The sequence below is a fragment of the Mesorhizobium sp. CA7 genome (assembly GCF_020165015.1).
Classification (GTDB): Bacteria; Pseudomonadota; Alphaproteobacteria; order Rhizobiales; family Rhizobiaceae; genus Mesorhizobium.
On record NZ_JAIUHH010000018.1, the window covers coordinates 26351 to 52220 of the forward strand.

Sequence of the window (25870 nt, forward strand, 5' to 3'; positions counted from 1 at the left end):
CATTCTGAAATGGCAAAGACCAGCTCAGTCGAGAAGAACAACCGGCGCCGCAAGCTCGCCGACCAGTACGCCGCCAAGCGCACGGCGCTCAAGGCCATCATCATGGATCAGTCCAAGCCGATGGAAGAGCGTTTCCGCGCCCAGTTGAAGCTTTCGGCGCTGCCGCGCAACTCGGCCAAGATCCGCATCCGCAATCGCTGCGAGGTGACGGGCCGTCCGCGCGCCTACTATCGCAAGCTGAAGCTTTCGCGTATCGCGCTTCGCGATCTGGGCAATACCGGCCAGATCCCGGGCCTGGTCAAGTCGAGCTGGTAAGGAGACACTGAGATGTCATTGAGCGATCCTCTCGGCGATATGCTGACCCGCATCCGCAACGCCTATGGCCGCAAGAAGTCGAGCGTTTCGACCCCGGCCTCGCGTCTGCGTGCCCGCGTCCTCGAAGTGCTGAAGTCGGAAGGCTATATCCGCGACTACAGCCAGACCGACTTCGAAAACGGCAAGTCGGAAATCGAGATCGAGCTGAAATATTTCGACGGCGCCCCGGTTGTGCGCGAGATCGAGCGCGTCTCGAAGCCTGGCCGTCGCGTCTATGTCTCGGCCAAGTCGATCCCGCACGTCGCCAACGGCCTCGGCATCGCCATCCTTTCGACGCCGAAGGGCGTCATGGCCGACCATGAAGCGCGCGAGCAGAATGTCGGCGGCGAAATCCTCTGCCAGATCTTCTGATCGGCCAAGAGATTGATGAATGGGCTTCGGTTCTCGGGATCGCGCCCGGGAACTGGAACCTGAAACGAAAGAAGTGACGAGGACAACAAAATGTCTCGTATCGGAAAGAAACCCGTTTCGCTGCCGCAAGGCGTGACCGCGTCCGTCAACGGCCAGACCGTGACGGCGAAGGGCCCCAAGGGCGAGCTGAAGTTCGTGGTGAACGACGAAGTGCTGGTGAAGATGGAGAACAACGAGATCTCCGTCGAGCCGCGCGACCAGACCAAGACCGCCCGCTCCAAGTGGGGCATGTCGCGCACGCAGATCGTCAACATCCTGCAGGGCGTGAAGGACGGCTTCGAGAAGAAGCTCGAGATCACCGGCGTCGGCTATCGCGCGGCGTTGCAGGGCAAGAACCTGCAGCTGGCGCTCGGCTTCAGCCACGACGTGGTCTATCAGACGCCGCAGGGCATCACCATCACGGTGCCGAAGCCGACCGAAATCACGGTCTCGGGCATCGACAAGCAGCAGGTCGGCCAGGTCGCCGCCGAGATCCGCGAATATCGCGGTCCCGAGCCCTATAAGGGCAAGGGCGTGCGCTATGCCGACGAGCGCATCGTGCGCAAGGAAGGCAAGAAGAAGTAATAGGCCTGGCCCCGAGAAGTTGCAGACTTTTCGAAAAAGGGCCAAGCCGCAGAAGTGTAACGCCGCGGGGAGCGGCCGCGGGAGGCTTGGCCTACCGCACAGGGTTGCCCCCGTTTTCTGAAGGCAAGGAACTGACATTATGGCAAGCCCCAAAGAAACCATCCAGCGCCGCGCACAGCGCGTGCGCCGCCAGCTGAAGAAGGTCGCCGGCGAGCGTCCGAGGCTTTCGGTGCACCGCACCTCGAAGAACATCTACGTCCAGGTGATCGACGACGCCAACGGCCACACGCTGGCCGCCGCCTCGACGCTGGAGAAGGACCTCAAGGGTTCGCTCAAGACCGGCGCCGACACCGCAGCCGCGGCCGCTGTCGGCAAGCTGATCGCCGAGCGTGCCGCCAAGGCCGGCGTCAAGGAAGTCGTCTTCGACCGCGGCCCGTACATCTATCACGGCCGCGTCAAGGCGCTGGCCGAGGCTGCCCGCGAAGGCGGTCTCAGCTTCTGATTTTTCGCCGCTGACGACCCAAAGGCGGCGTCAGTAATTAGCAACCCGTGCTTCCGGAAAAGAACAAGGAACAGGATATGGCACAGGAACGTAGAGAAGGCGGCCGCGGCCGCGAGCGCGAAGAGCGTGACGACGGCATGGTGGACAAGCTCGTCCACATCAACCGCGTCGCCAAGGTGGTGAAGGGCGGCCGTCGTTTCGGTTTTGCCGCTCTCGTCGTCGTCGGCGACCAGAAGGGCCGCGTCGGCTTCGGCCACGGCAAGGCGCGCGAAGTGCCGGAAGCGATCCGCAAGGCGACCGAGTCGGCCAAGCGCGACATGATCTTCGTGCCGCTGCGTTCGGGCCGCACGCTGCATCATGACGTCGAGGGCCGCTGGGGCGCCGGACGCGTTCTGCTGCGCGCCGCCAAGCAAGGTACCGGCATCATCGCCGGCGGTCCGATGCGCGCCGTCTTCGAGACGCTCGGCATGCATGACGTGGTCGCCAAGTCGATGGGTTCGTCGAACCCCTACAACATGGTTCGCGCCACCTTCGACGCGCTGAAGAGCCAGATGCATCCGAAGGATGTGGCTGCCGCGCGCGGCATCAAGTACTCGACCCTTCAGGCCCGCCGCGGCACCGCCGTTGCGGCTGAAGAATAGTCGACGCTGACCAGGGATTTCGACCATGGCCAAGAAAGCTACCAAGACCATCACCGTCGAGCAGATCGGCTCCCCGATCCGCCGGCCGAAGGAGCAGCGCGCGACGCTGGTCGGCCTCGGCCTGAACAAGATGCACAAGCGGCGCACGCTGGAAGATACCCCTTCGGTGCGCGGCATGATCGCCGCCGTCCAGCACCTCGTCCGCGTCGTGGACGAGGCCTGAACGGAAGGGCAGGAGAAGAAACATGAAACTCAACGATCTGCGTGACAAGGACGGCGCGACGCACTCCAAGAAGCGTCTCGGCCGCGGCATCGGTTCCGGCTCGGGCAAGACCGCCGGTCGCGGCGTCAAGGGCCAGAAGGCCCGCTCTGGCGTTGCCATCAACGGCTTCGAGGGTGGCCAGATGCCGCTCTACCGGCGCCTGCCGAAGCGTGGCTTCAACAACATCTTCGCCAAGAGCTTCACGGTCGTGTCGCTGGCCCGCATCCAGGCTGCTATCGACGCCAAGAAGCTCGACGCCAAGGCGACCGTGACGGCCGAGGCCCTGGTTGCCGCCGGCGTCATCCGCCGCGCCAAGGACGGCGTGCGCGTGCTCTCCGACGGCGAACTCAAAGCCAAGCTGTCCTTCGACGTCGCCGGCGCCTCCAAGGCCGCGATCGAGAAAATCGAGAAGGCCGGCGGTTCGGTGAAGCTGCCGGAAGCGGCCGCCGCCGAGTAACGGCGATTTGAAGCGCGGCCGGCCGGGATGACTTCGCATATTCCGTCGAACCGCGCTTTGACCGGATGAATTGGGCGGCCGCGTCAACGCGGCCGCTTGCATGTTTACGGTCCCGAGCTTATCTCGTGAGCTTCGGTGACACGCGCCGCCTGAGCTGCGGCATCGAGCGCGACGTAGAAATCAAAGAAGTAGAGCATGATGTCGTCCGAAAACCGTTCCACATTTTTCGGCATCATGCTCTAGCGGAGAATCAGGCATGGCCTCGGCTGCTGAACAACTAGCCTCCAATCTGAATTTCGCGGCCTTCGCCAAGGCCGAGGATCTCAAGAAGCGCATCTGGTTCACCATCGGCGCGCTGCTCGTCTACCGCCTCGGCACTTATATCCCGCTTCCCGGCATCAACCCCGATGCTTTCGCCCAGGCCTTCTCCTCGCAGAGCAAGGGCGTGCTCGGCATGTTCAACATGTTCGCCGGCGGCGCCGTGCAGCGCATGGCGATCTTCGCGCTGGGCATCATGCCCTACATCTCCGCCTCCATCATCATGCAGCTGATGACCTCGGTCATCCCGTCGCTGGAAACGCTGAAGAAGGAAGGCGAGCAGGGCCGCAAGGTCATCAACCAGTACACGCGCTACGGCACCGTGCTCCTGGCGCTGATCCAGGCCTACGGCATTTCGATCGGCCTCGAGGGCGGCAACGGCATCGTCAACGATCCCGGCATGTTCTTCCGCATCTCGACAGTCGTCACGCTCGTCGGCGGCACCATGTTCCTGATGTGGCTCGGCGAGCAGATCACCGCGCGCGGCATCGGCAACGGCATTTCGCTGATCATCTTCTCCGGCATCGTCGCGGGCCTGCCGCGCGCGATCTCCGGCACGCTGGAACTCGGCCGTACCGGCGCGCTGTCGACGGGCCTCATCCTCGCGATCATCGTGCTGGCCATCATCGTCATTGCGCTCATCGTCTTCTTCGAACGCGCGCAGCGGCGCCTGCTCATCCAGTATCCGAAGCGCCAGGTCGGCAATCGCATGTTCCAGGGCGATACCTCGCATTTGCCGCTGAAGCTCAACACCTCCGGCGTCATCCCGCCGATCTTCGCGTCCTCGCTGCTGCTTCTGCCGGCGACCGTGGCGGGCTTCTCGCAGGCGACCAACCTGCCGGCCTGGGCAAGCACGATCCTCGCCTCGCTCGGCCACGGCCAGCCGCTCTACATGATCTTCTATGCGGGCATGATCATCTTCTTCGCCTTCTTCTACACGGCGATCGTCTTCAACCCGAAGGACACGGCCGACCAGCTCAAGAAGCACTCCGGCTTCATCCCGGGCTATCGTCCGGGCGAGCGTACCGCCGATTATATCGACTATGTTCTGACGCGCATAACCGTCATCGGCGCCATTTACCTGGTGCTGGTCTGTCTGCTGCCGGAGTTCCTGATTTCGGCGACTGGCGTACCTTTCTACCTCGGTGGCACATCGCTTCTGATCGTGGTCAGTGTCACGCTCGATACGGTGGCGCAGATTCAGGGTCACCTGATCGCGCACCAGTATGAGGGCCTGATCAAGAAGTCGAAGTTGCGCGGGGGGAAGAGGAGCAGATGAGGCTGATTTTGCTTGGGCCGCCAGGAGCGGGCAAGGGGACACAAGCACAAAGACTGGTTGAAAAACACGGCATCCCCCAGCTCTCGACGGGTGACATGCTGCGTGCCGCCGTCCAGGCCGGAACCGAGGTCGGTAAGCGTGCCAAGGCGGTGATGGATGCCGGTGAGCTGGTCTCGGATGCGATCGTCAACGCCATCGTCGCCGAGCGTATCGATCAGCCGGATTGCGCCAAGGGATTCATCCTCGACGGCTATCCGCGCACGCTGGTCCAGGCCGACGCGGTCGAGGCCATGCTTGCCGAACGCGGCATAGCGCTCGACACCGTCATAGAGCTCGTCGTCGACGACAAGGCGCTGGTTGGCCGAATCGTCAAACGCGCCGAGGACGCCAAGGCCGCCGGCCAGCCTGTGCGCAAGGACGACAACCCGGAGGTGTTCGAGGAACGCCTGCGCGAATACTACAAGAAGACGGCGCCGCTGACCGGCTATTACTACGCCAAGGGCAAGCTCAAGACCGTCGACGGCATGGCCAGTATCGATGCCGTGACCGCCGAGATCGGCAAGGTGCTCGCGGCCGCGGTGAAGTAGACCGGGCCGACAACTAAAGATAGCGCTTGGCGACGATTAACGATTGCGCTTGACTGGAGTGGGCCGTTGGGGTATGGCGGCCCGTCTTCCTATCAGGCATGGACTTTGCTTGCCCTTGCGGGCAAGGCATCCGCTTTGAACCAGGAAACTCCCGCAAGGGCCGGCCTCCACCGGACGCGGGGCAACTTCGACAGCGCCGGCTCGTCCGGCCCAAATGGAGAAAGAGAAGAAAATGGCTCGTATAGCCGGCGTCAACATTCCGACCAACAAGCGCGTCGTCATCGCGCTTCAGTACATTCACGGCATCGGCAAGAAGTTTGCCCAGGAGATCGTCGACAAGGTCGGCATCCCGGCGGACCGCCGCGTCAACCAGCTGACCGACGCGGAAGTGCTGCAGATCCGCGAGACGATCGACCGCGACTACCAGGTCGAAGGCGACCTGCGCCGCGAAGTCTCGATGAACATCAAGCGGCTCATGGACCTCGGCTGCTACCGCGGCCTACGTCACCGTCGCTCGCTGCCGGTCCGCGGCCAGCGCACGCATACCAACGCCCGCACCCGCAAGGGCCCGGCCAAGGCGATCGCCGGCAAGAAGAAGTAATTGAGCGAATAGCGAGCAGCGGTTAGCGAGTAGGGGACCCTATTCGCTATTCCCTACTCACTACTCGCTTTTCCAAGGTGGAGCCGCTGGCATTACGGCGGTGTAGAGATCAACTGAAAGGAATACCATGGCCAAGGAAGCCGCTCGTGTTCGCCGTCGCGAACGCAAGAACATTTCGTCGGGCGTTGCCCACGTCAATTCGACCTTCAACAACACCATGATCACCATCACCGACGCGCAGGGCAATTCGATCGCCTGGTCGTCGGCCGGTGCCCAGGGTTTCAAGGGTTCGCGCAAGTCGACCCCGTTCGCAGCGCAGATGGCTGCCGAGGACGTCGCCAAGAAGGCGCAGGAACACGGCATGCGCATGCTCGAGGTCGAGGTCTGCGGACCCGGCTCCGGTCGTGAATCGGCGCTGCGCGCGCTGCAGGCGGCGGGCTTCACCATCACCTCGATCCGTGACGTGACGCCGATCCCGCACAATGGCTGCCGCCCGCGCAAGAAGCGCCGCGTCTGATTTTTAAACGCCGCGCGAACGCCAAGGCGTTCCTCCGCGGTTTTCCGTGTCGCCCGCCACGATTGGATGGTGGCGGGGCAAAGGAAGGAAGACTTTTATGATCCAGAAAAACTGGCAGGAACTGATCAAGCCGAACAAGATCGAGTTCTCGTCGAAGAAGAAGACGCTGACCACGCTGGTGGCCGAGCCGCTCGAACGCGGCTTTGGCCTGACGCTGGGCAACGCGCTGCGGCGCGTGCTTCTGTCTTCGCTGCGCGGCGCGGCTGTGACCGCCGTGCAGATCGACGGCGTGCTGCATGAATTCTCGTCCATCGCCGGCGTGCGCGAGGACGTGACCGACATCGTGCTCAACATCAAGGAAATCGCCATCCGCATGGAAGGCGATGGCCCCAAGCGCATGGTCGTGCGCAAGCAGGGCCCGGGCGCCGTGCTCGCCGGCGACATCCAGACGGTCGGCGACGTCGAAATCCTCAACCCCGACCACGTGATCTGCACGCTGGACGAGGGCGCCGAGATCCGCATGGAGTTCACCGTGGACACCGGCAAGGGCTATGTGCCGGCCGAGCGCAACCGCGCCGAGGACGCGCCGATCGGGCTGATCCCGGTCGACAGCCTCTATTCGCCGGTCAAGAAGGTCTCCTACAAGGTCGAGAATACCCGCGAGGGCCAGGTTCTCGACTATGACAAGCTGACCATGACGATCGAGACCAACGGCTCGATTTCGGGAGAGGACGCGGTCGCTTTCGCCGCCCGCATCCTGCAGGACCAGCTTGGCCTGTTCGTCAACTTCGACGAGCCGCAGAAGGAAGTCGCCACCGAGGCCGTCACCGAGCTCGCCTTCAACCCGGCGCTGCTCAAGAAGGTCGACGAGCTCGAGCTTTCGGTGCGTTCGGCCAACTGCCTGAAGAACGACAACATCGTCTACATCGGTGACCTGATCCAGAAGACCGAAGCCGAGATGCTGCGCACCCCGAACTTCGGCCGCAAGTCGCTGAACGAGATCAAGGAAGTGCTGGCGGCCATGGGCCTCCATCTCGGCATGGAAGTGCCGGACTGGCCGCCGGAAAACATCGAAGACCTCGCCAAGCGTTACGAAGACCAATATTGAGCATGAATTCCAAGGATCGGCGGCGAGAGCCGCTCGATCCGACGGTCATGCGGAAAACCATCAGAGGCCGTGGCCTCTTGAACAACTGAAGAAGGAAAAGAGCCATGCGCCACGGTTTCAAAGGCCGTCGTTTCGCCCGCAGCATCAGCCACCGCAAGTCGATGTTCGCCAATCTCGCCGTGTCGCTGATCGAGCACGAGCAGATCGTCACCACCTTGCCGAAGGCGAAGGACCTGCGTCCGATCGTCGAGAAGCTCGTGACGCTCGGCAAGCGCGGCGACCTGCACGCCCGCCGCCAGGTGATCGCGCAGATCGGCAATGAAGGCGTCGTCAAGCGACTGTTCGAGACCATCGCCCCGCGCTACGCCACCCGCAATGGCGGCTATCTGCGCATCATGAAGGCGGGCTTCCGCAAGGGCGACAACGCCGCGATGGCGGTGATCGAATTCGTCGATCGCGATACCTCGGCCAAGGGCGCCGCCGACCGCGCCCGCATAGAGGCTGAGGGCGCCAACGAGGAAGTCGCGGCCGCCTGAGGTCAAGCGCATCAATGACTTCAAGGGGGCCTGCGGGCCCCTTTTTCGTTCCTGTGCGAGGCGCTATCCGAGAATATGCAAATAGTCATGGCCCGTCAGCCAGCACCAATTGAAGACCCCTGGCACGTCCTCGGTGGCAGGTTGCGGATATGAATAGATGCTGTCGACCTTGGTCCGAGGATCGATATCTCGCAAAAGCTGACCCAGCTTTGCTTCCTCCAGATGCCTGACTGCGTCACCATCATCTATGAATGATGTGTCGACCTGAAAGTGTATCTGAATGCCGCCTGCGCAAATGTTCAGCAGGATATCATCGCTCAACGCGGCGTAGTAGACAATCGTGCGCTTGAGGTCCCAGAGGCCGGCCGTGAGAAATTCCGAGGGTTTTGTCTTTCCATTGAATTTGTCCAAGGACAGCTTTAGCCGTTCCGTCACACGCTCGAATTTGCCCTTGAGTTGGGCCGCGCACTCGACCTGAAACCAGTTCATCCGGTAGGGAGCGGCGATGTCGAACGAAATCTCCACTTTGCCGAAGGACCGATAGAGTGGAACGTCATCACCATCATCGACGTTCCAATCGTCGGGCGTGCCAAGCACCTTCGCAACATCGATCATCTTCATCTCAGGGGAGAGCGGCCCCAGGATTCCGGTTGCCAAGAAATCGCGGAAGGAAGCGAGCTGTTTTTTCATCAGACGGATCACAATGCCCGATTGCAGATGCAGCTATAGCCGGTTACTGGCTGAAAATAATTCGATTTCATCGCATTAGCCTTTCATTCTGCACATTCGTCGAGACAATGGCGCCCTATCTGGAGGGATTCGAGAATGCACCTCAAACGACTGTTTCTTGTTGCCGCGCTGGCGGTCTTCGCCGCGGCACCGGCCGCAAGACAGGCTTTTGCCGAGGACGCCGCCAAGCCGGCCGATCCGGGCCTCTCCGACGTGCTGACCGATCTGTTGCATGGCGTCGAAGGCGAGAACGGCACGTCCGGCCCCGACAAGCGCGTGCCGTTCGGCCGCGAGGAGGTGCAGCTCTCCTTCGCGCCGCTGGTCAAGCAGACGGCGCCGGCCGTCGTCAATGTCTATGCTTCGCAGACCGCAAAGGTGACGTCGCCCTTCGAAGGCGATCCCTTCTTCGAGGAGTTCTTCGGCCGTGCCCAGCCGCGCGCCCAGTCCTCGCTGGGCTCCGGCGTGCTGGTCGATCCGAGCGGCGTGATCGTCACCAACTTCCACGTCATCAAGGATGCTGACGAGGTGAAGGTCGCGACCGCCGACGGGCGCGAGTTCACCTCAAAGGTCATGCTCAAGGACGAGACGCTCGATCTCGCGGTGCTCAAGATCTCGGCCGACAAGCCGTTTCCGGTGATTGCCATCGGCGATTCCGACGCGCTTGAGGTCGGCGACCTTGTGCTCGCCATCGGCAATCCGTTCGGTGTCGGCCAGACCACCACCAGCGGCATTGTCTCGGCACTCGCCCGCAGCCATATCGGTGTTTCGGATTCGGGCTATTTCATCCAGACCGATGCCGCCATCAATCCCGGCAACTCCGGCGGCGCCCTGATCAACATGGGCGGCCAGCTGGTCGGCATCAACACGGCCATCTACAGCCGCAGCGGCGGTTCGATCGGCATCGGCTTCGCCATTCCTTCGAACATGGTGCGCGCCTTCGCCGACGCCGCCAAGGCCGGGCTCGACTTCTTCGAGCGTCCCTATATCGGAGCGGAATTCGAACTGGTGACGCCGCAGATCGCAGAGTCGCTCGGCATGGAGAAACCCACCGGCGCATTGGTGTCGTCCGTGGACGCCGCCGGGCCTGCCGGCAAGGCCGGCCTGAAGCCTGGCGACGTCATCCTGTCGCTCAACAATACGCCGGTCGAAAGCATCGAGGCGCTCGACTACCGCATGGCGACGCTGTCGATCGGCACCAAGGCGACCTTCGCCGTGTTGAGCAAGGGGCAGCAGGCGACGTTGGAGATTCCGCTGGAGCGCGCGCCGGAAGGCGCCAAGCCCAGCGAGGTCACTTTGCGTGGCCGCAGTCCCTTTTCCGGCGCCAAGGTGGCGGAACTGTCGCCCAGGCTTGCCCAGCGGCTTGGCCTTCGCACTGACCTCAAGGGCGTCACCGTCATCGATATCAGCCGCGATTCGCCGGCCGCCGATTTCGGTTTCCAGCCGGGCGATATCGTGCGCGAGGTGAACGGCACCACCATCGAGACCGCGGCGATGCTGGCGCAGGTTGCCCAGCAGGACACGCGCTGGTGGCGCTTTACCGTCGAGCGCGGCGGGCAGATACTGCGCCAGGTGTTGCGTTATTGAGGCGATCTGCCCATTTAGAGCATGATCCCGAACTGGAGGCCCGCGTAGCAAAAAGCGGGGACCGGCATTCGGACAAGATCGTGCTCTAAAACGAGCGGAACCGCGTTCAAACAAAAGACTTGCATGGCAGATCTGTTCAGTTCCGATGAGCCGGAAAAGGCGCCGCCCGGGCGGCCGCTGGCCGATCGGTTGCGCCCAAAAAACCTCGGCGAGGTCGTCGGGCAAGAGCATCTGACCGGACCTGACGGCGCGCTGACCAGGCTGATCGATTCGGGCTCACTCGGCTCGATGATCTTCTGGGGTCCCCCCGGCACCGGCAAGACGACAGTGGCGCGGCTGCTCGCCGGCGAGACCAACCTTGCCTTCGAGCAGATCTCTGCCGTGTTTTCCGGCGTCGCGGACCTCAAGAAAGTCTTCGAGGCGGCGAAGCTGAGGCGCTCCAACGGCCGCCAGACGCTGCTCTTCGTCGACGAGATCCATCGCTTCAACCGCGCCCAGCAGGACGGGTTTTTGCCGGTGATGGAAGACGGCACCGTGGTGCTGGTCGGCGCCACCACCGAGAACCCATCCTTCGAGCTCAATGCAGCGCTTCTGTCGCGCGCGCGTGTGCTGGTGTTCCGTTCGCTAGGCGAGGACAGCATCGCCAAGCTGCTGGCGCGAGCGGAAGAAACAGAGGGCAGGGCGCTGCCGCTCGACGAAGAAGCGCGCGCCATGCTGATCCGCATGGCGGATGGCGACGGCCGCGCCTCGCTGACGCTGGCTGAGGAAGTCTGGCGCGCCGCCAAGAAAGGCGAGGTGTTCGGGCCAGAAGGCCTGCAGCGCGTCATCCAGCGCCGTGCGCCCATCTACGACAAGGGCCAGGACGGCCATTATAATCTGATCTCGGCGCTACACAAATCGGTGCGCGGCTCCGATCCGGATGCCGCGCTTTATTACCTCGCCCGCATGTTCGATGCCGGCGAGGATCCGCTCTATCTCGGCCGCCGGCTCGTGCGCATGGCGGTGGAGGATATCGGGCTCGCCGACCCACAGGCGCTTGTCGTAGCCAATGCGGCCAAGGACGCCTATGACTATCTAGGCTCGCCAGAGGGCGAGCTCGCCTTTGCCCAGGCCGCCGTTTATCTCGCCACGGCGCCGAAATCGAACGCCGTCTACACTGCCTTCAAGGCCGCGACCGCGGCAGCCAAGGAGTTCGGCTCGCTGCTGCCGCCCAAGCATATCCTAAACGGGCCGACCAAGCTGATGAAGCAGGAGGATTACGGCGCCGGCTATCGCTACGACCATGATGAGCCGGAGGCGTTTTCGGGACAGGACTATTTTCCGGAGAAGATGGGCCGGCGCACTTTCTACGATCCGCCGGAACGCGGTTTCGAGCGCGATATCCGCAAGCGGCTGGAATACTGGGCAAAGCTGCGCGGCGAACGGAACAGCTGAGTTCCGCGGCCCGCGGTCGGCGCGCGTCGAGCGAAGCCGCGTTGTGGTGGACCACACCTGCTGTGGCATTGTGCCGGGAAACAAAAAATCCTATCAAGACGCACGGCTGGCGGGGGTCGCCGTGATGTTGTCCCATGGAACAGGATCGCGCTCCCGCGCGAATGACAATGACAAAGCAAACCGTCAAGACGCTCCGCAAGGCCGCCATCGCCGTCGTGGTTCTCGCGCTCGCCTTCTATTTCATCCCGATCCTGACCACCATCTGGGTCGTCTGCGGCCTGATCGATGTCATGCGCAACGACCAGAAGAACCAGAACCTGTTCGAGCGCTACTTCCTCGGCAACGGCCTGTTCACCTGGCTGTTGTCGCCGTTCAACCTGATCGTCGACCTTCTCAGCTACCGCAACCCCGGCGTCTGGAAGCCCGAGCAGTTCCCCGAGGACTATCAGCGCGAGATCAACGAGGTGCTGGGCGTTTTCAAGGCGCGCAAGGACGAGATCATCGCCGATATCGATGCCAATTTCGGCGCCGGCCGCCGCGGCATGTATGTCTACCAGTGGTACGGCAAGCACAAGATCGACAACGTCCCCGAATTCAACAAGGATTACAAATACATCAAGACGATCGCGGTATCCGTTTTCAGCAAGCGCGAATCGACGTCCTGGCATTTCGGTCCGCTCAGGCTCAGCCTGCGCATCCTCTACAATCTGATACCGGTCAAGGCCGAGATCTTCGTCCAGTGCGGCAGCAAGAAGAACTACTGGTACGACAATCCGCTGTTCATCTTCGACGACACGTTGTTCCACCGCTCGGTCAACGAATATGACGGCCGCCGCTACTGCGTCTTCGTCGATATCATCCGGCCGTCTCCGTTTCCCAGGCTGATCGCGGGCCTTCTCGCCATCGTCTCCGTCAGCGTGGAGCGTATCAATTCTGTCTTCTACAAGAACTGGAAGATGATCGGCTCGTCCAAGCCGAAGGCGGCCGCCAACTGACCACGGCCGAACCTCGCCTCAATCGGCCTTAAACCAACGTCCAATGGCGCGGACGAACCGCGACCTTTAGGACTCCAGCGCGGCTCCAGGACACGCGTAGCGATTTTTCGTCGGGAATTGCGCAAGATCAAATACGCGTTCCGGCCGGCGTTCTATCGAAAGCTGACCCGCAACTGGAAATATTCCAGCGAGCATGATGACGGAGCGGCAGGAGGTTCCGCTCACCGGGAGGATTAGGTTGATTGGACGGCAACCAGCCGTGCACGCGGACCAGGTCCAGGCCTCGGTCGCCAAGAGCGATGCAGCCCATTCGGCGGTCGTCGCTTCGTGGCGGCGGTCCCTCCAATTGCACGGCCTGGACCCCGCAGCACGCACGGCGCCGCGGCGACTGACCGAAGGCGAGCTCAGGCTCACGAGACAGCGCATGGAGCGGTTGATCCGCGCGGCCGAACCCAGCCTCAATCGGCTCTATCTCGCCGTGGGCGGCGTCGGCTGCTGCGTCATGCTGGCGGATCGCGACGGCATCCCGGTGGAGCGACGGGGCGCTGTCGCGGACGACGAGACATTCGATGAATGGGGCCTGTGGACCGGCACCGTCTGGAGCGAGGACAGCGAAGGCACCAACGGCATCGGCACCTGCATCGCCGACCAGCGCGCTCTGACCATCCACCGCGATCAGCATTTCTTCTCCCGCAACACGCTGCTGAGCTGCACCACGGCTCCGGTCTATGACCATGAAGGCAATCTGGCGGCGGCGCTCGATGTCTCGTCCTGCCGGTCGGACCTGACCGAGGGCTTTGTCCAGCTCATCGCGGTCGCCGTCGGCGACGCCGCGCGCCGGATCGAAGCGGAAAATTTCAGCATGGTGTTTTCGGGTGCCCGCATCTTGCTCGCACCCGTCACCGAGCGCAGCGCCGGTGCGCTGATAGCGGTCGATTCGGATGATCTTGTGATCGGCGCGACGCGCTCTGCCCGTCTTGGTCTCGGCATAACGCGGGAAGCGCTGGCGAGAGGACTGCTTGCCACCGATATTCTCGGCGACTGCGCAAAGACCGCTGAGGATTTGGACGATGCCGAGCGCGGTGTGGTTCAGCGGGCGCTGGCGCGCGCCGGCGGCAACGTCTCGGCCGCCGCGCAGAACCTCGGCATCTCCCGCGCCACCCTGCATCGCAAGCTCGCCCGCTTCGACATTCGCCGCCCGCATTGATTGCAGACCGGACTGTCGCAGTTCTGCGACAGTCGGGCGCCACGATCATCCAGCCCCGGGCTGACAAGCCAGTGCCGATCCGCAACCCTTCCTCCCATAGCGCCGCATCCCGCGGCGTGCTCATTGGGAGGCAGTGATGAACAAGGTGGAATTCTCGCGTACGGCCAAGGTTCCTTTCGCCAAGCGCTACGACAACTTTATCGGCGGCAAATGGGCGGCGCCGCTCTCCGGCAGATATTTCGACAACATCTCGCCGGTCACCGGCCGGCCGCTCTGCGAAATTGCCCGGTCGGACGCAAATGACATCGAGGCCGCGCTTGATGCCGCCCACAAGGCCAAGGACGCCTGGGGCAAGACCAGCCCCGCGGCTCGCGCGCTGATCCTCAACCGCATCGCCGATCGCATGGAAGACAATCTCGACCTGCTGGCGCTCGCCGAGACCTGGGACAATGGCAAGCCGATCCGCGAGACGACCGCCGCCGACCTGCCTCTGGCCATCGACCATTTCCGCTATTTCGCCGGCGTGCTGCGCAGCCAGGAAGGCTCGATCTCCGAAATCGACCACGACACCGTCGCCTACCATTTCCATGAGCCGCTCGGTGTTGTCGGTCAGATCATTCCGTGGAACTTCCCGTTGCTGATGGCGGTGTGGAAGCTGGCGCCGGCGCTCGCCGCCGGCAATTGCGTGGTGCTGAAGCCCGCCGAGCAGACACCCGCCACGATCATGCTGTGGGCCGACCTCATCGGTGACCTCTTGCCAGAAGGCGTGCTCAACATCGTCAACGGCTTCGGCCTTGAGGCCGGCAAGCCGCTCGCCTCGTCGAACCGCATCGCCAAGATCGCTTTCACCGGCGAGACGACCACGGGCCGCCTGATCTCGCAATATGCCAGCCACAACCTCATTCCGGTGACGCTCGAGCTTGGCGGCAAGTCGCCCAACATCTTCTTCCAGGATGTGACGGCGGAAGACGACGATTTCTTCGACAAGGCGATCGAGGGCTTCGTCATGTTCGCGCTCAACCAGGGCGAGGTCTGCACGTGCCCCAGCCGCGCGCTGGTGCATGAGAAGATCTACGACAAGTTCATCGAGCGCGCGCTGAAGCGTGTCGAGGCGATCGTCCAGGGCGATCCGCTCGATCCCGCCACCATGATCGGCGCGCAGGCCTCGAGCGAGCAGCTGGAAAAGATCCTGTCCTACTTCGACATCGGCCGCCAGGAAGGCGCCGAAGTTCTGACCGGTGGAGAGCAGAACCATCTGCCGGGCGATCTCGCCGGCGGCTACTACATCAAGCCGACCGTGTTCAAGGGCAACAACAAGATGCGCATCTTCCAGGAGGAGATCTTTGGACCCGTCGTGTCCGTGACGACCTTCAAGGACGATGACGAGGCGCTGTCGATCGCCAACGACACTCTCTACGGCCTCGGCGCCGGCATATGGAGCCGCGACGCGAACCGCTGCTACCGCTTCGGCCGCGCCATCCAGGCCGGGCGTGTCTGGACCAACTGCTATCACGCCTATCCGGCGCATGCCGCCTTCGGCGGCTACAAGCAGTCCGGCATCGGCCGCGAGACGCACAAGATGATGCTCGACCACTATCAGCAGACCAAGAACATGCTGGTCAGCTACAGCCCGAAGAAGCTCGGCTTCTTCTGATCCTCCCAGGGCGAAGAGGAGGGCGCGGCCCACCCGCGTCCTCCCGTCAGTCGAGGAGGATTTGATGGATAAGCCTTCATTGGGCAAGGTGTCGGCCACGCCGGAGGCCGAGGCGCTGCTTGCCGAGATCATCGCCGATCACGGCCCGATTCTGTTCCATCAATCCGGCGGCTGCTGCGACGGCTCCTCGCCGATGTGCTACCCGCGTGGCGAGTTCATGATCGGCGACAATGACGTGAAATTGCGCGAAATCGGCGATACGCCGGTCTATATCAGCGCCTCTCAATATGAGGCGTGGAAGCACACCGACCTCATCATCGACGTGGTGAAGGGCAGGGGCGGCATGTTCTCGCTCGACAATGGTCGCGAGAAGCGCTTCCTGACGCGCTCGACGGTCTGCGCGGTGCTTACGCCTTCGGGCAGTTGATCAGACGACGTTGGGGTAATTATCGCGCTTTGTTGGGCCTTTGGCTCGCAACCTGTCCGCCTTAGTGCTATGGCGCCGCTTTCGAATGGAAAAGCAAAGTCATGGCGGGTGTTGAACAGATCACGGTTGAGGCCGGCGAGGCGGGCATGCGGCTCGACCGCTGGTTCAAGGTCCATTATCCGGGCCTCGGCTTCGGCCATCTGCAGAAGTTGCTTCGGTCGGGGCAAATCCGCGTCGATGGCGGCCGGGTGAAGGCCGACACGCGTGTGGAGCCCGGCCAGTCTGTCCGCGTTCCGCCGCTCGATGTCGATAAGAAGGGCGATGCGCCGCTCACCGGCCACTCGATCCGCAACCAGGGCGATGCCGACGTGCTCGCCAAGATGCTTCTGCATGAGGACCCGAAAGTCTTCGTCTTCAACAAGCCGGCGGGGCTCGCCGTGCAGGGCGGCTCAGGCGTCACCCGCAATGTCGACGACATGCTGGAGGCCTGGCGCAACAAGAAGGGCGAGAAGCCGCGCCTCGTCCATCGCCTCGACCGCGACACGTCCGGCGTGCTGGTGGTTGCCCGCACCCGTCTTGCGGCGATGAAGCTTTCGGAAGCGTTCCGCGCGCGCGAGACCAAGAAAACCTACTGGGCGCTTGTCAAGGGCGTGCCGCCCAAGCGCGAGGACAAGATCTCGACCTGGCTCATCAAGGAGCCCACGGAAGATGGCGACCGCGTGCGCGTAGCCGCGCATGGCGAGAAGGGCGCCGACCACGCCGTCTCCCACTACCGTGTCATTGAGCAGGCGGCGCAGACGATGACCTGGCTGGAGATGGAGCCCTATACCGGCCGCACGCACCAGCTTCGCGTTCACGCCGCCTACATAGGTTGCCCGATCATCGGCGATCCCAAATATTTCGAGGCCGATACCAACTGGGATTTCCCGGGCGGCATTCAAAACCGCCTGCACCTGCATGCGCGCCGCATCATCATCCCGCATCCGGACCACGGCGTCATCGACGTCACGGCGCCGATGCCGCCGCATATGCGCCAGAGCTGGAACCTGATCGGCTTCGACGACCAGAGCGCGGAAGACTGACTTGGCTGTCGCCCCCGCATTGGATCGCCGCGATGCAGTCGACATGGCCGCGGCGGCCATCATGGTCGGGCTGACCTTTTCCTGGGGCCTGAACTATGTCGCCGCCAAGGTGTCATACTCCGGCTACGACCCTGTCTTCGTCTCGATCGCACGTTCGCTCATCGGGGGAGCCTGCGTGTTCGTCTGGTGCCGGCTGCGCGGCATCAAGCTCTTCGAAGCGGATCGGACGCTGGCCGCCGGTATCGTCGTCGGCGTGCTCTTCGGCGTCGAGTTCCTGTGTCTCTATATCGGCCTCGAATACACGACCGTTGCCCGCAACACGCTCCTGGTCAACACCATGCCGTTCTGGGTGCTGATCGGCGGACATTTCCTGCTTGGCGAGCGTATCAATGCGCGCAAGCTCGGTGGCCTTGTTCTCGCCTTCTGCGGTCTGGCGGCGGTCTTCTCCGACGGCATCACTGCCGGCAGCGGCGCGACACTGACCGGTGATCTGCTCAGTCTCGGCTCGGGCATTCTCTGGGCGGCGACCAGCATCGTCATCAAACGATCGAGGCTGGTCGACACGCGCGCGGAGAAACTGCTGCTCTATCAGCTGGCCGGCGCCGCCGTCGTCGGCCTGCTGGTGATGCCTTTCGCCGGCCCACCCATCCGCGCGCTTGCTGTCCTGCCGACACTGGCGCTGCTGTTCCAGTCTATCTATATCGTCGCCTTCACCTATGTGTTGTGGTTCTGGCTGCTCACGCGCTATCCGGCAGCCGGCTTGTCGAGCTTCGCCTTTCTGTCGCCGGTGTTCGGCGTCCTGTGCGGCGCGGTGCTGTTGGGCGAGCTGCCGACGACCAGGATTTTCCTGGCGCTCGGCCTGATTGCCACCGGGCTGATCATCGTCAATCGCCCGGCGCGCAGACAACCCACACCATAGATCAGCTCGCGGAACGGCAAGCTGCCCTATCTCTTTATGTTGACGCGATTGCGGACGCAAAACCGCTTCACACTTTTCCTGGAATTGCTTTAAGGAGTTCGGCATGCGCGACATCCTCGAAGACCTCGAAGCCGGCAAGCTGCTTTCGGATCCCGATCCTGTGCGTCGCGCACAGATCCAGATGAAGACGCCGCTGCCGAAGCGTTTCTACCAGGCTGTTTCGGTGGCTCCCGTCGAGAATGGCTTTGCAATCAATCTCGACGGACGGCCGGTGCGCACGCCTGGCAAGGCTGTGATGGTGCTGCCGACCGAAAAGGCTGCAGCACTTGTGGCCGCTGAATTCAGCGCGCAAGGCGAAGTCATCGATCCCGTGACGATGCCGGTCATGCGGCTAGTGAACACCGCCATCGACGGCGTCGCCTCCGATCCGCAGGCGGTGCTGGAGGATATCCTGCGCTTCGCCTCGTCCGATCTTCTTTGCTACCGCGCCGACGGCCCGCAAGGCCTGGTCGATCGCCAGAACAAGCATTGGGACCCGGTGCTGGACTGGGCGCGCGGCCATCTCGGCGCACGCTTCAACCTTGCCGAAGGCGTCGTCCATGTCGAGCAGCCCCGCGAAACCATCGCCGTCCTCGGCGCGCATCTTGGCCAGCGCTCGGAGCCGATGCGGCTGGCCGCCATCCATGTCATGACCGCGCTGACCGGCTCGGCGCTGCTGGCGCTGGCCGTCGATTTCGGCGAGCTCGACGGCGAGGAAGCCTGGGCGGCCGGCCATGTCGACGAGGATTGGCAGATCGAGCATTGGGGCCAGGATGCGGAGGCCTTGGCGCGCCGCTTGGCGCGCAAGCGCGACATGATGGCGGCGGTCAGCCTGCTCGAGGCGCTGCGGGGCTAAAGTAACTTCAGGAACGCCGCACAACGGGTTCCGTTCAGAATACCGCTTGGCCACTGACAGCTATCCGGCAACCGATCCTATGCTATTATTCGCCGCGCAATCGGGGGGCGGCAATGTCAGACTTTCGGAATGCGGTAACCTCAATGCCGGGCAGGGAGCGCCTGGCTAAAGCGCCCCATGGCGCAAAAGTTGTAATCCATGCCACTGCCGCCGAGACGAACGGCGCATTCGGGATGTGGGAAACTTTCACCCCACCCGGGAAAGGCCCGGCCTCTCACACTCACACCCGAGAGACCGAGGTTTTTCGGGTGATACGCGGGATCTATCGTTTCCAATGTGGTGACGAGGAATTCGATGCCCCTCCAGGCGCCGTCGTTGTTTTGCCTCCTCACGTGCGTCACAGTTGGCGAAACATTGGCGACGAGCCCGGGCAGATGTTCGCAATAGTGACGCCGGGTGGCTTCGAGCAACTCTTCATGGAGATAGAGGCCTCTGGCGCCGACACGCCCGACGAGATCGCATTGATTGAAGCCCGCCTTGGAATAATCAATGACGAGACGTTGGCGCTCAATCGCTGACGCTTGGCCATGCATCTTGAGAAACGCTTCCTTTCCAAGAAGACGCATTCGATCGGCGATATTTGCTGCCCAGTGCCGGAAATGATCCGCTCCAAGTGCTGTACTCAGCTTTCGCAGTGCACCTAATACCAAAGTCATAATCCCATCGTCGCGGTGCCTTTCGCCCGCTCTTTCTGTCATTTTTTCCTTCGTTGGCTGCGTTTTCGAGTCCGCGTTCACAGGAGCGCGGACGATGGCGCGCAGTCATCGAGGACAGACGGGATCTCACGGGAGGATACATCAATGGCAATGGCCTCGACCGCCGGCGGAACCAGCCGCGGCATGACGCGGGAGGAGAAGAAGGTCATCTTCGCCTCCTCGCTCGGTACCGTTTTCGAGTGGTATGATTTCTATCTCTACGGCTCGCTGGCCGCCTTCATCGGCTCGACCTTTTTCAGCCCGGCGATCCCGGAAGCGACGCGCAACATCTTCGCGCTGCTGGCCTTTGCCGCCGGCTTCCTCGTGCGTCCGTTCGGCGCGCTGGTGTTCGGCCGCATCGGCGATCTCGTCGGCCGCAAATACACCTTCCTCGTCACCATGACGATCATGGGCCTGTCCACCTTTCTGGTCGGCCTGCTGCCCGGCTATGCCAGCTGGGGCATTGCGGCACCCGTGATCCTGATCGGGCTGCGCATGCTGCAGGGCCTTGCGCTTGGCGGCGAATATGGCGGTGCCGCGACCTACGTCGCCGAACACGCGCCGGACGACCGACGCGGCTACTACACGTCCTGGATCCAGACCACGGCGACGCTCGGCCTGTTCCTGTCGCTGATCGTCATCCTGATCGTCCAGGGCTCGCTCAGCAAGGAGACCTACGCCAGTTGGGGTTGGCGCATCCCCTTCATCGTCTCGTTCCTGCTGCTCGCCATCTCGATCTGGATCCGGCTGTCGCTTTCGGAGTCGCCGACCTTCCAGCGCATGAAGGAGGAAGGCAAGGGCTCGAAGGCGCCGTTAACGGAAGCTTTCGGTCAGTGGAAGAACGCCAAGATCGCCCTTCTGGCGCTGCTCGGCCTTACCGCCGGCCAGGCCGTGATCTGGTACAACGGGCAGTTCTACGCCCTGTTCTTCCTGCAGAACGTGCTGAAGGTCGACGCATGGTCGGTCAACGTCATGATCGCTATCGCGCTGGCCGTCGGCTCGATCTTCTTCGTCGTGTTCGGCTGGCTGTCGGACAAGATCGGCCGCAAGCCCATCATCATGGCGGGCCTTGCGCTCGGCATCGTCTGCACCTTCCCGCTGTTCAAGGCGCTTACCTGGGCCGCCAATCCGGCTCTGGCCACCGCGCAGCAGAACACCCGCGCGACGGTGACGGCGGCGCCCGGCGACTGCAAGTTTCAGTTCAACCCTGTCGGCACGGCGAAGTTCACGACTTCCTGTGATATCGCGACGTCGTTCCTGACCAAGAACTCAGTGCCTTACGACGTCGTTGCGACGGCGGCGCCTGGCACGGCTGCCACGGTCAAGATCGGCAATGAGACGGTGGCATCCTATGATGCCGTTGCCGCTGGCGATCAGGCCAAGGCCAAGGAGGCGGCCTTCCAGAAAGCGGTGAACATGGCGCTGCGGGACGGCGGCTATCCGCTGAAGCGGGCCGCGGCCAAGGTTCCGGACCAGAAGCTCGACGCCTTCATCGGGGCCAATCCCGAACTCAAGCTCGATGCCGCGGCCATCCGCGGCGGCGAAAAGGCGACGGTTCCGGCCGACAAGGCGATCGCCGACAAGCTGCTGACCAAGGAGGAGGCGGCGGGTGCGCCCGAAGTCACCGTCTACAACATCCCGGGCGGCGGTCCGTTCGCCATGACTGCCGATCCGGCAGCCATCAACTGGCCGATGACCATCGGCATCTTGTTCATCCTGGTGCTGTTCGTGACCATGGTCTATGGGCCGATCGCGGCCATCCTGGTCGAGATGTTCCCGACCCGCATTCGCTACACCGGCATGTCGCTGCCCTACCACATTGGCAATGGCTGGTTCGGCGGTCTGCTGCCGGCAACGGTGTTCGCGCTCAGCGCTTACAAGGGCGATATCTACTACGGTCTCTGGTACCCGGTCATCATCGCGGCAATGTCGCTTATCATCGGCATGATCTTCGTCAGGGATACGCTCGGCACAGACCTCCACGCCAAGGAATGACCTCGGTCATCCCGTTCAAACAGAAGGCCCGGCGTGAGCGATCACGCCGGGCCTTTTTCATGCCCAATTGGAAGAAAGCGGACAGCTCAGCTCTTGCGCTGCTGGTTCTCTTCCTCGATCGCCGCTTCGTGGTACCAGCCGTCGAAGTCGGCGTGCTCGCCGCGAAGCGCTGCAAGTTCTGCCGCGAATTTGGCCTTGGCGCCTAAATTTGAGGCAGACTTGCGTGCTGCGAGCGGGAACAGCAGGACTTTTGCCGACGGCCGCGATGGCGTGATTTGCATTGCCGATCTCCTCGCCTTTCAGGAGCGTACCGATTCATCTTCCCATCAAAATATGCCCTGCGACTCCTTTAGGCAATATGCTTACAAAAAGATCAGCAAATGCCTATTTTGTAAGCAAAAACGGGGCCTGAACGATCCAGTCGCATTGCTGAGACGGTTCAACAAAATCAACGCGTTGCCATGACCATTTTGCCGCACCCCGCGGCGGCCGAGTGGCATACGAATTGCTTTTTGACCGTCGGCAGGCCGGCTCGAGCCGGCCGAGCGTCGCCACCATTTGGCGGTGATCAAGCAACGAGAGGCTCTAGAATGACCAAATACAAGCTCGAGTATATCTGGCTGGACGGCTACACACCGGTCCCCAATTTGCGCGGCAAGACCCAGATCAAGGAATTCGCCGAGTTCCCGACGCTCGAGCAGCTGCCGCTATGGGGCTTCGATGGTTCCTCCACGAACCAGGCTGAGGGGCGCAGCTCCGATTGCGTGCTGAAGCCGGTCGCGCTTTATCCGGATCCGGCCCGCACCAACGGCATTCTGGTCATGTGCGAGGTCATGATGCCCGATGGTGTGACCCCGCATGAATCGAACAGCCGCGCGACCATCCTCGACGACGAGGATGCCTGGTTCGGCTTCGAGCAGGAATATTTCTTCTACAAGGACGGCCGTCCGCTCGGCTTCCCCGAGAGCGGCTACCCGGCCCCGCAGGGTCCGTATTACACCGGCGTCGGCTACAAGAACGTCGGCGATGTCGCCCGCCAGATCGTCGAGGAGCATCTCGACCTTTGCCTCGCCGCCGGCATCAACCATGAAGGCATCAACGCCGAAGTGGCCAAGGGCCAGTGGGAATTCCAGATTTTCGGCAAGGGCTCCAAGAAGGCCGCCGACCAGATCTGGATGGCGCGCTACCTGCTGCTGCGTCTGACCGAAAAATACGGCATCGACATCGAGTTCCACTGCAAGCCGCTCGGCGACACCGACTGGAACGGCTCGGGCATGCACTGCAACTTCTCGACCAAGTACATGCGTGAAGTCGGCGGCAAGGCCTATTTCGAGGCGCTGATGGCGCAGTTCGACAAGAACCTGATGGATCATATCGCGGTCTACGGCCCGGACAACGACAAGCGCCTGACCGGCAAGCACGAAACCGCGCCGTGGAACAAGTTCTCCTACGGCGTCGCCGACCGCGGCGCTTCGATCCGCGTGCCGCACTCTTTCGTCAAGAACGACTACAAGGGCTACCTGGAAGACCGTCGCCCGAACTCGCAGGGCGACCCCTACCAGATCGCCTCGCAGGTGCTGAAGACGATCTCGCAGGTTTCGACCGCCGCGGTTTCGGCCGCCGCCTGATCTCCTCGCTTGCCAGGGGCGCAGGCCCCTGGCGCGATGAGCACGCTAGAAAAGCCCCAGCGGAAACCCGCTGGCGCTTTTTGCATGGGATGAGCCGGCAATACAGGCCAGTCTGCCGCCACCGTCAGGCGGCAATCACGCACGCAATTTGAGCGCCGCCACATCTTGGCGTGGGGCAGGGCGTGCGGTTCCCGTCGCTGTTGACCAGGGCGAGGAAGATATCGCCGGAGAAATGCGAGCAGCCGGCGGTGCCGGTGCGCGAGCCCGACCGGCACGCGCCGCGCCAGCGCGAAAACGCGTCTTCAGAAATGAAAAGCCCTTGGAAGGGAGCACCTTCCAAGGGCAGAATTTTTCTATCCGATCAGAAGCTTAGACCGAATAGTACATGTCGTACTCGACCGGGTGCGGGGTCATTTCGAAGCGCATGACCTCGGCCATCTTGAGCTCGATATAGCTGTCGATCTGATCGTCGTCGAAGACGCCGCCGGCTTTCAGGAAGCCGCGGTCCTTGTCGAGGTTCTGCAGGGCTTCGCGCAGCGAGCCGCAGACGGTCGGGATCTTCTTCAGCTCCTTCGGCGGCAGGTCGTAGAGATCCTTGTCCATCGGCTGTCCGGGGTGGATCTTGTTCTTGATGCCATCGAGGCCGGCCATCAGCATGGCGGCGAAACCGAGATAGGGGTTCGCGCCCGGATCGGGGAAGCGGACCTCGACGCGCTTCGACTTCGGCGAGTTGCCGAACGGAATGCGGCAGGACGCCGAGCGGTTGCGCGCCGAATAGGCGAGCAGCACCGGCGCCTCATAGCCCGGCACCAGACGCTTGTAGGAGTTGGTCAGCGGGTTGGTGAAGGCGTTGATCGCCTTGGCGTGCTTGATGATGCCGCCGATGTAATAGAGGCAGCTCTCCGACAGGCCGGCATATTCGTTGCCGGCGAAGGTCGGCTTGCCGCCCTTCCAGATCGACTGGTGGACGTGCATGCCCGAGCCGTTGTCGCCGAACACCGGCTTCGGCATGAAGGTGGCTGTCTTGCCGTAGGCGTTGGCGACCTGGTGCACGACATACTTGTAGATCAGCATCTTGTCGGCGTTGCGCACCAGCGTGTCGAACTTGATGCCGAGCTCGTGCTGCGCGGCGGCGACCTCATGGTGGTGCTTTTCGACGCGCACGCCCATTTCGGCGAGCACGGTCAGCATCTCGGAACGCATGTCCTGGCAGGAATCGATCGGCGGCACCGGGAAATAGCCACCCTTGATGCGCGGACGGTGGCCGAGATTGCCGGTCTCGTAGTCGGTGTCGTCGTTGGAGGGCAGTTCGGTCGAGTCGAGACGGAAGCCGGTGTTGTAGGGATCGGCCTTGTACTTGACGTCGTCGAACACAAAGAACTCGGCCTCGGGACCGACATAGATGGTGTCGCCGATGCCTTCCGCCTTCATGTAGGCCTCGGCCTTCTTGGCGGTGCCGCGCGGATCGCGGTTGTAAGCCTCGCCCGAAATCGGATCGAGGATGTCGCACAGGATGACCATGGTCGACTGGGCGAAGAACGGATCCATATGGACGGTATCCGTGTCCGGCATCAGCACCATGTCGGACTCGTTGATCGCCTTCCAGCCGGCGATCGAGGAGCCGTCGAACATGACGCCGTCGGCGAACATGTCTTCCTCCACTTCGACGACATCCATCGTCACATGTTGCAGCTTGCCCCGCGGATCGGTGAAGCGCAGGTCGACGAATTTCACGTCGTTGTCCTTGATCTGCTTCATGATGTCTTTGGCTGTCGTCATGTCATTTCTTCCCTGTGTGATGACGTCCGGAAATGGATTGTAGGTTTTGGTCAGATGGCGTCGATGCCGGTCTCGCCCGTGCGGATGCGCACGACTTCCTCTATGTTGGAGACGAAGATTTTTCCATCGCCGATGCGGCCGGTCTGCGCCGCCTTGCGGATGGCCTCGATTGCGCCTTCGACAGCCTCGTCGCCAAGCACCACCTCGATCTTCACCTTGGGGAGGAAATCGACGACATATTCGGCGCCGCGATAGAGCTCGGTATGGCCCTTCTGACGGCCGAAACCCTTTGCTTCGGTGACGGTGATGCCTTGCAGTCCGGCCTCCTGAAGCGCTTCCTTCACTTCGTCCAGCTTGAATGGCTTGATGATCGCTTCGATCTTTTTCATGTAAAAAGTGGCCTCCACTGCCAAGAAGACGGGTTGTGTGCCCCGCTTGCGCCTTCATCAAGCACGAAGCGTGCCAATCCTGAGGAGAGCAGACGGTGAGGGGCGTTTTCGCGCCCATGCCGCGTCCGGATGCAAATTCGCGTCATCGGCTGCATCGGATGCGTCATGGACGCCCAAACCGTATACATCGCTCCTCCTCGCGTCTGCGCAAAAAATGGGCAGACAGCGCAATTTGCAGGC

29 protein-coding genes are annotated in these 25870 nt (G+C 62.5%); 25 read left to right on the top strand and 4 right to left on the bottom strand.

All coding sequences use genetic code 11. The features are described from left to right. Window positions 1-9: 9 nt before the first annotated feature. From rpsN to rplQ, 13 genes are all read left to right on the top strand, one after another. Window positions 10-315, top strand: coding sequence for a 30S ribosomal protein S14 (gene rpsN / locus LB552_RS24350; RefSeq protein WP_042642199.1), 306 nt, complete (start codon window positions 10-12; stop codon window positions 313-315). Between the two features lie 12 nt (window positions 316-327). Beyond that, complete coding sequence (rpsH, locus tag LB552_RS24355; protein ID WP_066989600.1) at window positions 328-726, top strand: 30S ribosomal protein S8; 399 nt, start codon at window positions 328-330, stop codon at window positions 724-726. Between the two features lie 90 nt (window positions 727-816). Then, on the top strand, window positions 817-1350 hold the full coding sequence (rplF, locus tag LB552_RS24360) for a 50S ribosomal protein L6 (RefSeq protein WP_095765508.1): 534 nt from the start codon (window positions 817-819) through the stop codon (window positions 1348-1350). Window positions 1351-1489: 139 nt separating this feature from the next. Next, window positions 1490-1852, top strand: a complete 363-nt coding sequence (gene rplR / locus LB552_RS24365) for a 50S ribosomal protein L18 (RefSeq protein WP_095765507.1) — start codon at window positions 1490-1492, stop codon at window positions 1850-1852. A gap of 77 nt (window positions 1853-1929) precedes the next feature. Further along, window positions 1930-2493: a 30S ribosomal protein S5 gene (rpsE, locus tag LB552_RS24370; protein WP_032933400.1), complete on the top strand. Its 564-nt coding sequence runs from the start codon at window positions 1930-1932 to the stop codon at window positions 2491-2493. Between the two features lie 25 nt (window positions 2494-2518). Further along, entirely contained in the window at window positions 2519-2716 is a 198-nt protein-coding gene (gene rpmD, locus LB552_RS24375; protein ID WP_027170355.1) for a 50S ribosomal protein L30, read from the top strand. A gap of 22 nt (window positions 2717-2738) precedes the next feature. Beyond that, on the top strand, window positions 2739-3212 hold the full coding sequence (gene rplO, locus LB552_RS24380) for a 50S ribosomal protein L15 (RefSeq protein WP_140708828.1): 474 nt from the start codon (window positions 2739-2741) through the stop codon (window positions 3210-3212). A 256-nt stretch (window positions 3213-3468) separates the two neighbouring features. Next, window positions 3469-4809, top strand: a complete 1341-nt coding sequence (gene secY, locus LB552_RS24385) for a preprotein translocase subunit SecY (RefSeq protein ID WP_140847563.1) — start codon at window positions 3469-3471, stop codon at window positions 4807-4809. Continuing rightward, complete coding sequence (locus LB552_RS24390) at window positions 4806-5396, top strand: adenylate kinase (protein WP_095765504.1); 591 nt, start codon at window positions 4806-4808, stop codon at window positions 5394-5396. Before secY ends, LB552_RS24390 begins: the two co-directional genes overlap by 4 nt. A gap of 232 nt (window positions 5397-5628) precedes the next feature. Beyond that, on the top strand, window positions 5629-5997 hold the full coding sequence (rpsM, locus tag LB552_RS24395; RefSeq protein WP_027170351.1) for a 30S ribosomal protein S13: 369 nt from the start codon (window positions 5629-5631) through the stop codon (window positions 5995-5997). Window positions 5998-6124: 127 nt separating this feature from the next. Beyond that, the gene (gene rpsK / locus LB552_RS24400; RefSeq protein ID WP_006205444.1) at window positions 6125-6514 is read left to right on the top strand and encodes a 30S ribosomal protein S11; all 390 of its coding nucleotides are present in this window, start codon (window positions 6125-6127) and stop codon (window positions 6512-6514) included. A 97-nt stretch (window positions 6515-6611) separates the two neighbouring features. Next, a complete protein-coding gene (locus tag LB552_RS24405) occupies window positions 6612-7622 on the top strand; it encodes a DNA-directed RNA polymerase subunit alpha (protein WP_027170350.1) in 1011 nt (336 codons plus the stop codon). Window positions 7623-7726: 104 nt separating this feature from the next. Further along, entirely contained in the window at window positions 7727-8158 is a 432-nt protein-coding gene (rplQ, locus tag LB552_RS24410; RefSeq protein WP_224610692.1) for a 50S ribosomal protein L17, read from the top strand. Window positions 8159-8221: 63 nt separating this feature from the next. Here the strand turns inward: rplQ and LB552_RS24415 are convergent, their stop codons facing one another. Beyond that, window positions 8222-8848, bottom strand: coding sequence for a hypothetical protein (locus tag LB552_RS24415; protein WP_224610694.1), 627 nt, complete (start codon window positions 8846-8848; stop codon window positions 8222-8224). 135 nt (window positions 8849-8983) lie between these two features. Between LB552_RS24415 and LB552_RS24420 the strand changes: the two genes are divergently transcribed. The 11 genes from LB552_RS24420 (at window position 8984) to LB552_RS24470 (ending at window position 21834) form a co-directional block, all read left to right on the top strand. Then, window positions 8984-10471: a DegQ family serine endoprotease gene (locus tag LB552_RS24420; protein WP_224610696.1), complete on the top strand. Its 1488-nt coding sequence runs from the start codon at window positions 8984-8986 to the stop codon at window positions 10469-10471. A 123-nt stretch (window positions 10472-10594) separates the two neighbouring features. Further along, a complete protein-coding gene (locus LB552_RS24425) occupies window positions 10595-11905 on the top strand; it encodes a replication-associated recombination protein A (RefSeq protein ID WP_224610698.1) in 1311 nt (436 codons plus the stop codon). Between the two features lie 167 nt (window positions 11906-12072). Beyond that, on the top strand, window positions 12073-12900 hold the full coding sequence (locus tag LB552_RS24430) for an aspartyl/asparaginyl beta-hydroxylase domain-containing protein (protein ID WP_095765500.1): 828 nt from the start codon (window positions 12073-12075) through the stop codon (window positions 12898-12900). 196 nt (window positions 12901-13096) lie between these two features. Beyond that, on the top strand, window positions 13097-14107 hold the full coding sequence (locus tag LB552_RS24435; protein WP_224610699.1) for a helix-turn-helix domain-containing protein: 1011 nt from the start codon (window positions 13097-13099) through the stop codon (window positions 14105-14107). A gap of 136 nt (window positions 14108-14243) precedes the next feature. Next, window positions 14244-15761 carry an aldehyde dehydrogenase gene (gene adh / locus LB552_RS24440; RefSeq protein WP_224610700.1) on the top strand — a complete coding sequence of 506 codons (1518 nt, stop codon included), beginning with the start codon at window positions 14244-14246 and terminating at the stop codon, window positions 15759-15761. 64 nt (window positions 15762-15825) lie between these two features. Next, window positions 15826-16188 (top strand): DUF779 domain-containing protein, encoded by a 363-nt coding sequence (locus LB552_RS24445; RefSeq protein WP_224610701.1) that lies wholly within the window; start codon window positions 15826-15828, stop codon window positions 16186-16188. Window positions 16189-16289: 101 nt separating this feature from the next. Next, complete coding sequence (locus LB552_RS24450) at window positions 16290-17270, top strand: RluA family pseudouridine synthase (RefSeq protein WP_224610702.1); 981 nt, start codon at window positions 16290-16292, stop codon at window positions 17268-17270. 43 nt (window positions 17271-17313) lie between these two features. Next, window positions 17314-18189 (top strand): DMT family transporter, encoded by an 876-nt coding sequence (locus tag LB552_RS24455; protein WP_224610793.1) that lies wholly within the window; start codon window positions 17314-17316, stop codon window positions 18187-18189. A 103-nt stretch (window positions 18190-18292) separates the two neighbouring features. After that, complete coding sequence (locus LB552_RS24460) at window positions 18293-19084, top strand: ATP12 family chaperone protein (protein ID WP_224610703.1); 792 nt, start codon at window positions 18293-18295, stop codon at window positions 19082-19084. 113 nt (window positions 19085-19197) lie between these two features. After that, window positions 19198-19662, top strand: a complete 465-nt coding sequence (locus LB552_RS24465) for a cupin domain-containing protein (RefSeq protein WP_224610704.1) — start codon at window positions 19198-19200, stop codon at window positions 19660-19662. A gap of 282 nt (window positions 19663-19944) precedes the next feature. Next, window positions 19945-21834: an MFS transporter gene (locus LB552_RS24470; RefSeq protein WP_224610705.1), complete on the top strand. Its 1890-nt coding sequence runs from the start codon at window positions 19945-19947 to the stop codon at window positions 21832-21834. A gap of 86 nt (window positions 21835-21920) precedes the next feature. Here the strand turns inward: LB552_RS24470 and LB552_RS24475 are convergent, their stop codons facing one another. After that, on the bottom strand, window positions 21921-22115 hold the full coding sequence (locus LB552_RS24475) for a DUF2735 domain-containing protein (protein ID WP_224610706.1): 195 nt from the start codon (window positions 22113-22115) through the stop codon (window positions 21921-21923). A gap of 309 nt (window positions 22116-22424) precedes the next feature. Between LB552_RS24475 and LB552_RS24480 the strand changes: the two genes are divergently transcribed. After that, window positions 22425-23462 (top strand): glutamine synthetase beta-grasp domain-containing protein, encoded by a 1038-nt coding sequence (locus LB552_RS24480; RefSeq protein WP_095765491.1) that lies wholly within the window; start codon window positions 22425-22427, stop codon window positions 23460-23462. A gap of 369 nt (window positions 23463-23831) precedes the next feature. Here the strand turns inward: LB552_RS24480 and glnA are convergent, their stop codons facing one another. Beyond that, window positions 23832-25241, bottom strand: coding sequence for a type I glutamate--ammonia ligase (glnA, locus tag LB552_RS24485; RefSeq protein WP_095765489.1), 1410 nt, complete (start codon window positions 25239-25241; stop codon window positions 23832-23834). Between the two features lie 50 nt (window positions 25242-25291). Further along, on the bottom strand, window positions 25292-25630 hold the full coding sequence (locus LB552_RS24490; RefSeq protein WP_018428041.1) for a P-II family nitrogen regulator: 339 nt from the start codon (window positions 25628-25630) through the stop codon (window positions 25292-25294). Window positions 25631-25870: the final 240 nt, after the last annotated feature.

Bases quoted from the DNA above. Each gene is read 5' to 3' on its own strand.
- rpsN (WP_042642199.1), top strand. From the start codon at position 10: ATGGCAAAGACCAGCTCAGTCGAGAAGAACAACCGGCGCCGCAAGCTC.
- rpsH (WP_066989600.1), top strand. From the start codon at position 328: ATGTCATTGAGCGATCCTCTCGGCGATATGCTGACCCGCATCCGCAAC.
- rplF (WP_095765508.1), top strand. From the start codon at position 817: ATGTCTCGTATCGGAAAGAAACCCGTTTCGCTGCCGCAAGGCGTGACC.
- rplR (WP_095765507.1), top strand. From the start codon at position 1,490: ATGGCAAGCCCCAAAGAAACCATCCAGCGCCGCGCACAGCGCGTGCGC.
- rpsE (WP_032933400.1), top strand. From the start codon at position 1,930: ATGGCACAGGAACGTAGAGAAGGCGGCCGCGGCCGCGAGCGCGAAGAG.
- rpmD (WP_027170355.1), top strand. From the start codon at position 2,519: ATGGCCAAGAAAGCTACCAAGACCATCACCGTCGAGCAGATCGGCTCC.
- rplO (WP_140708828.1), top strand. From the start codon at position 2,739: ATGAAACTCAACGATCTGCGTGACAAGGACGGCGCGACGCACTCCAAG.
- secY (WP_140847563.1), top strand. From the start codon at position 3,469: ATGGCCTCGGCTGCTGAACAACTAGCCTCCAATCTGAATTTCGCGGCC.
- LB552_RS24390 (WP_095765504.1), top strand. From the start codon at position 4,806: ATGAGGCTGATTTTGCTTGGGCCGCCAGGAGCGGGCAAGGGGACACAA.
- rpsM (WP_027170351.1), top strand. From the start codon at position 5,629: ATGGCTCGTATAGCCGGCGTCAACATTCCGACCAACAAGCGCGTCGTC.
- rpsK (WP_006205444.1), top strand. From the start codon at position 6,125: ATGGCCAAGGAAGCCGCTCGTGTTCGCCGTCGCGAACGCAAGAACATT.
- LB552_RS24405 (WP_027170350.1), top strand. From the start codon at position 6,612: ATGATCCAGAAAAACTGGCAGGAACTGATCAAGCCGAACAAGATCGAG.
- rplQ (WP_224610692.1), top strand. From the start codon at position 7,727: ATGCGCCACGGTTTCAAAGGCCGTCGTTTCGCCCGCAGCATCAGCCAC.
- LB552_RS24415 (WP_224610694.1), bottom strand. From the start codon at position 8,848: ATGAAAAAACAGCTCGCTTCCTTCCGCGATTTCTTGGCAACCGGAATC.
- LB552_RS24420 (WP_224610696.1), top strand. From the start codon at position 8,984: ATGCACCTCAAACGACTGTTTCTTGTTGCCGCGCTGGCGGTCTTCGCC.
- LB552_RS24425 (WP_224610698.1), top strand. From the start codon at position 10,595: ATGGCAGATCTGTTCAGTTCCGATGAGCCGGAAAAGGCGCCGCCCGGG.
- LB552_RS24430 (WP_095765500.1), top strand. From the start codon at position 12,073: ATGACAAAGCAAACCGTCAAGACGCTCCGCAAGGCCGCCATCGCCGTC.
- LB552_RS24435 (WP_224610699.1), top strand. From the start codon at position 13,097: ATGACGGAGCGGCAGGAGGTTCCGCTCACCGGGAGGATTAGGTTGATT.
- adh (WP_224610700.1), top strand. From the start codon at position 14,244: ATGAACAAGGTGGAATTCTCGCGTACGGCCAAGGTTCCTTTCGCCAAG.
- LB552_RS24445 (WP_224610701.1), top strand. From the start codon at position 15,826: ATGGATAAGCCTTCATTGGGCAAGGTGTCGGCCACGCCGGAGGCCGAG.
- LB552_RS24450 (WP_224610702.1), top strand. From the start codon at position 16,290: ATGGCGGGTGTTGAACAGATCACGGTTGAGGCCGGCGAGGCGGGCATG.
- LB552_RS24455 (WP_224610793.1), top strand. From the start codon at position 17,314: ATGGCCGCGGCGGCCATCATGGTCGGGCTGACCTTTTCCTGGGGCCTG.
- LB552_RS24460 (WP_224610703.1), top strand. From the start codon at position 18,293: ATGCGCGACATCCTCGAAGACCTCGAAGCCGGCAAGCTGCTTTCGGAT.
- LB552_RS24465 (WP_224610704.1), top strand. From the start codon at position 19,198: ATGTCAGACTTTCGGAATGCGGTAACCTCAATGCCGGGCAGGGAGCGC.
- LB552_RS24470 (WP_224610705.1), top strand. From the start codon at position 19,945: ATGGCAATGGCCTCGACCGCCGGCGGAACCAGCCGCGGCATGACGCGG.
- LB552_RS24475 (WP_224610706.1), bottom strand. From the start codon at position 22,115: ATGCAAATCACGCCATCGCGGCCGTCGGCAAAAGTCCTGCTGTTCCCG.
- LB552_RS24480 (WP_095765491.1), top strand. From the start codon at position 22,425: ATGACCAAATACAAGCTCGAGTATATCTGGCTGGACGGCTACACACCG.
- glnA (WP_095765489.1), bottom strand. From the start codon at position 25,241: ATGACGACAGCCAAAGACATCATGAAGCAGATCAAGGACAACGACGTG.
- LB552_RS24490 (WP_018428041.1), bottom strand. From the start codon at position 25,630: ATGAAAAAGATCGAAGCGATCATCAAGCCATTCAAGCTGGACGAAGTG.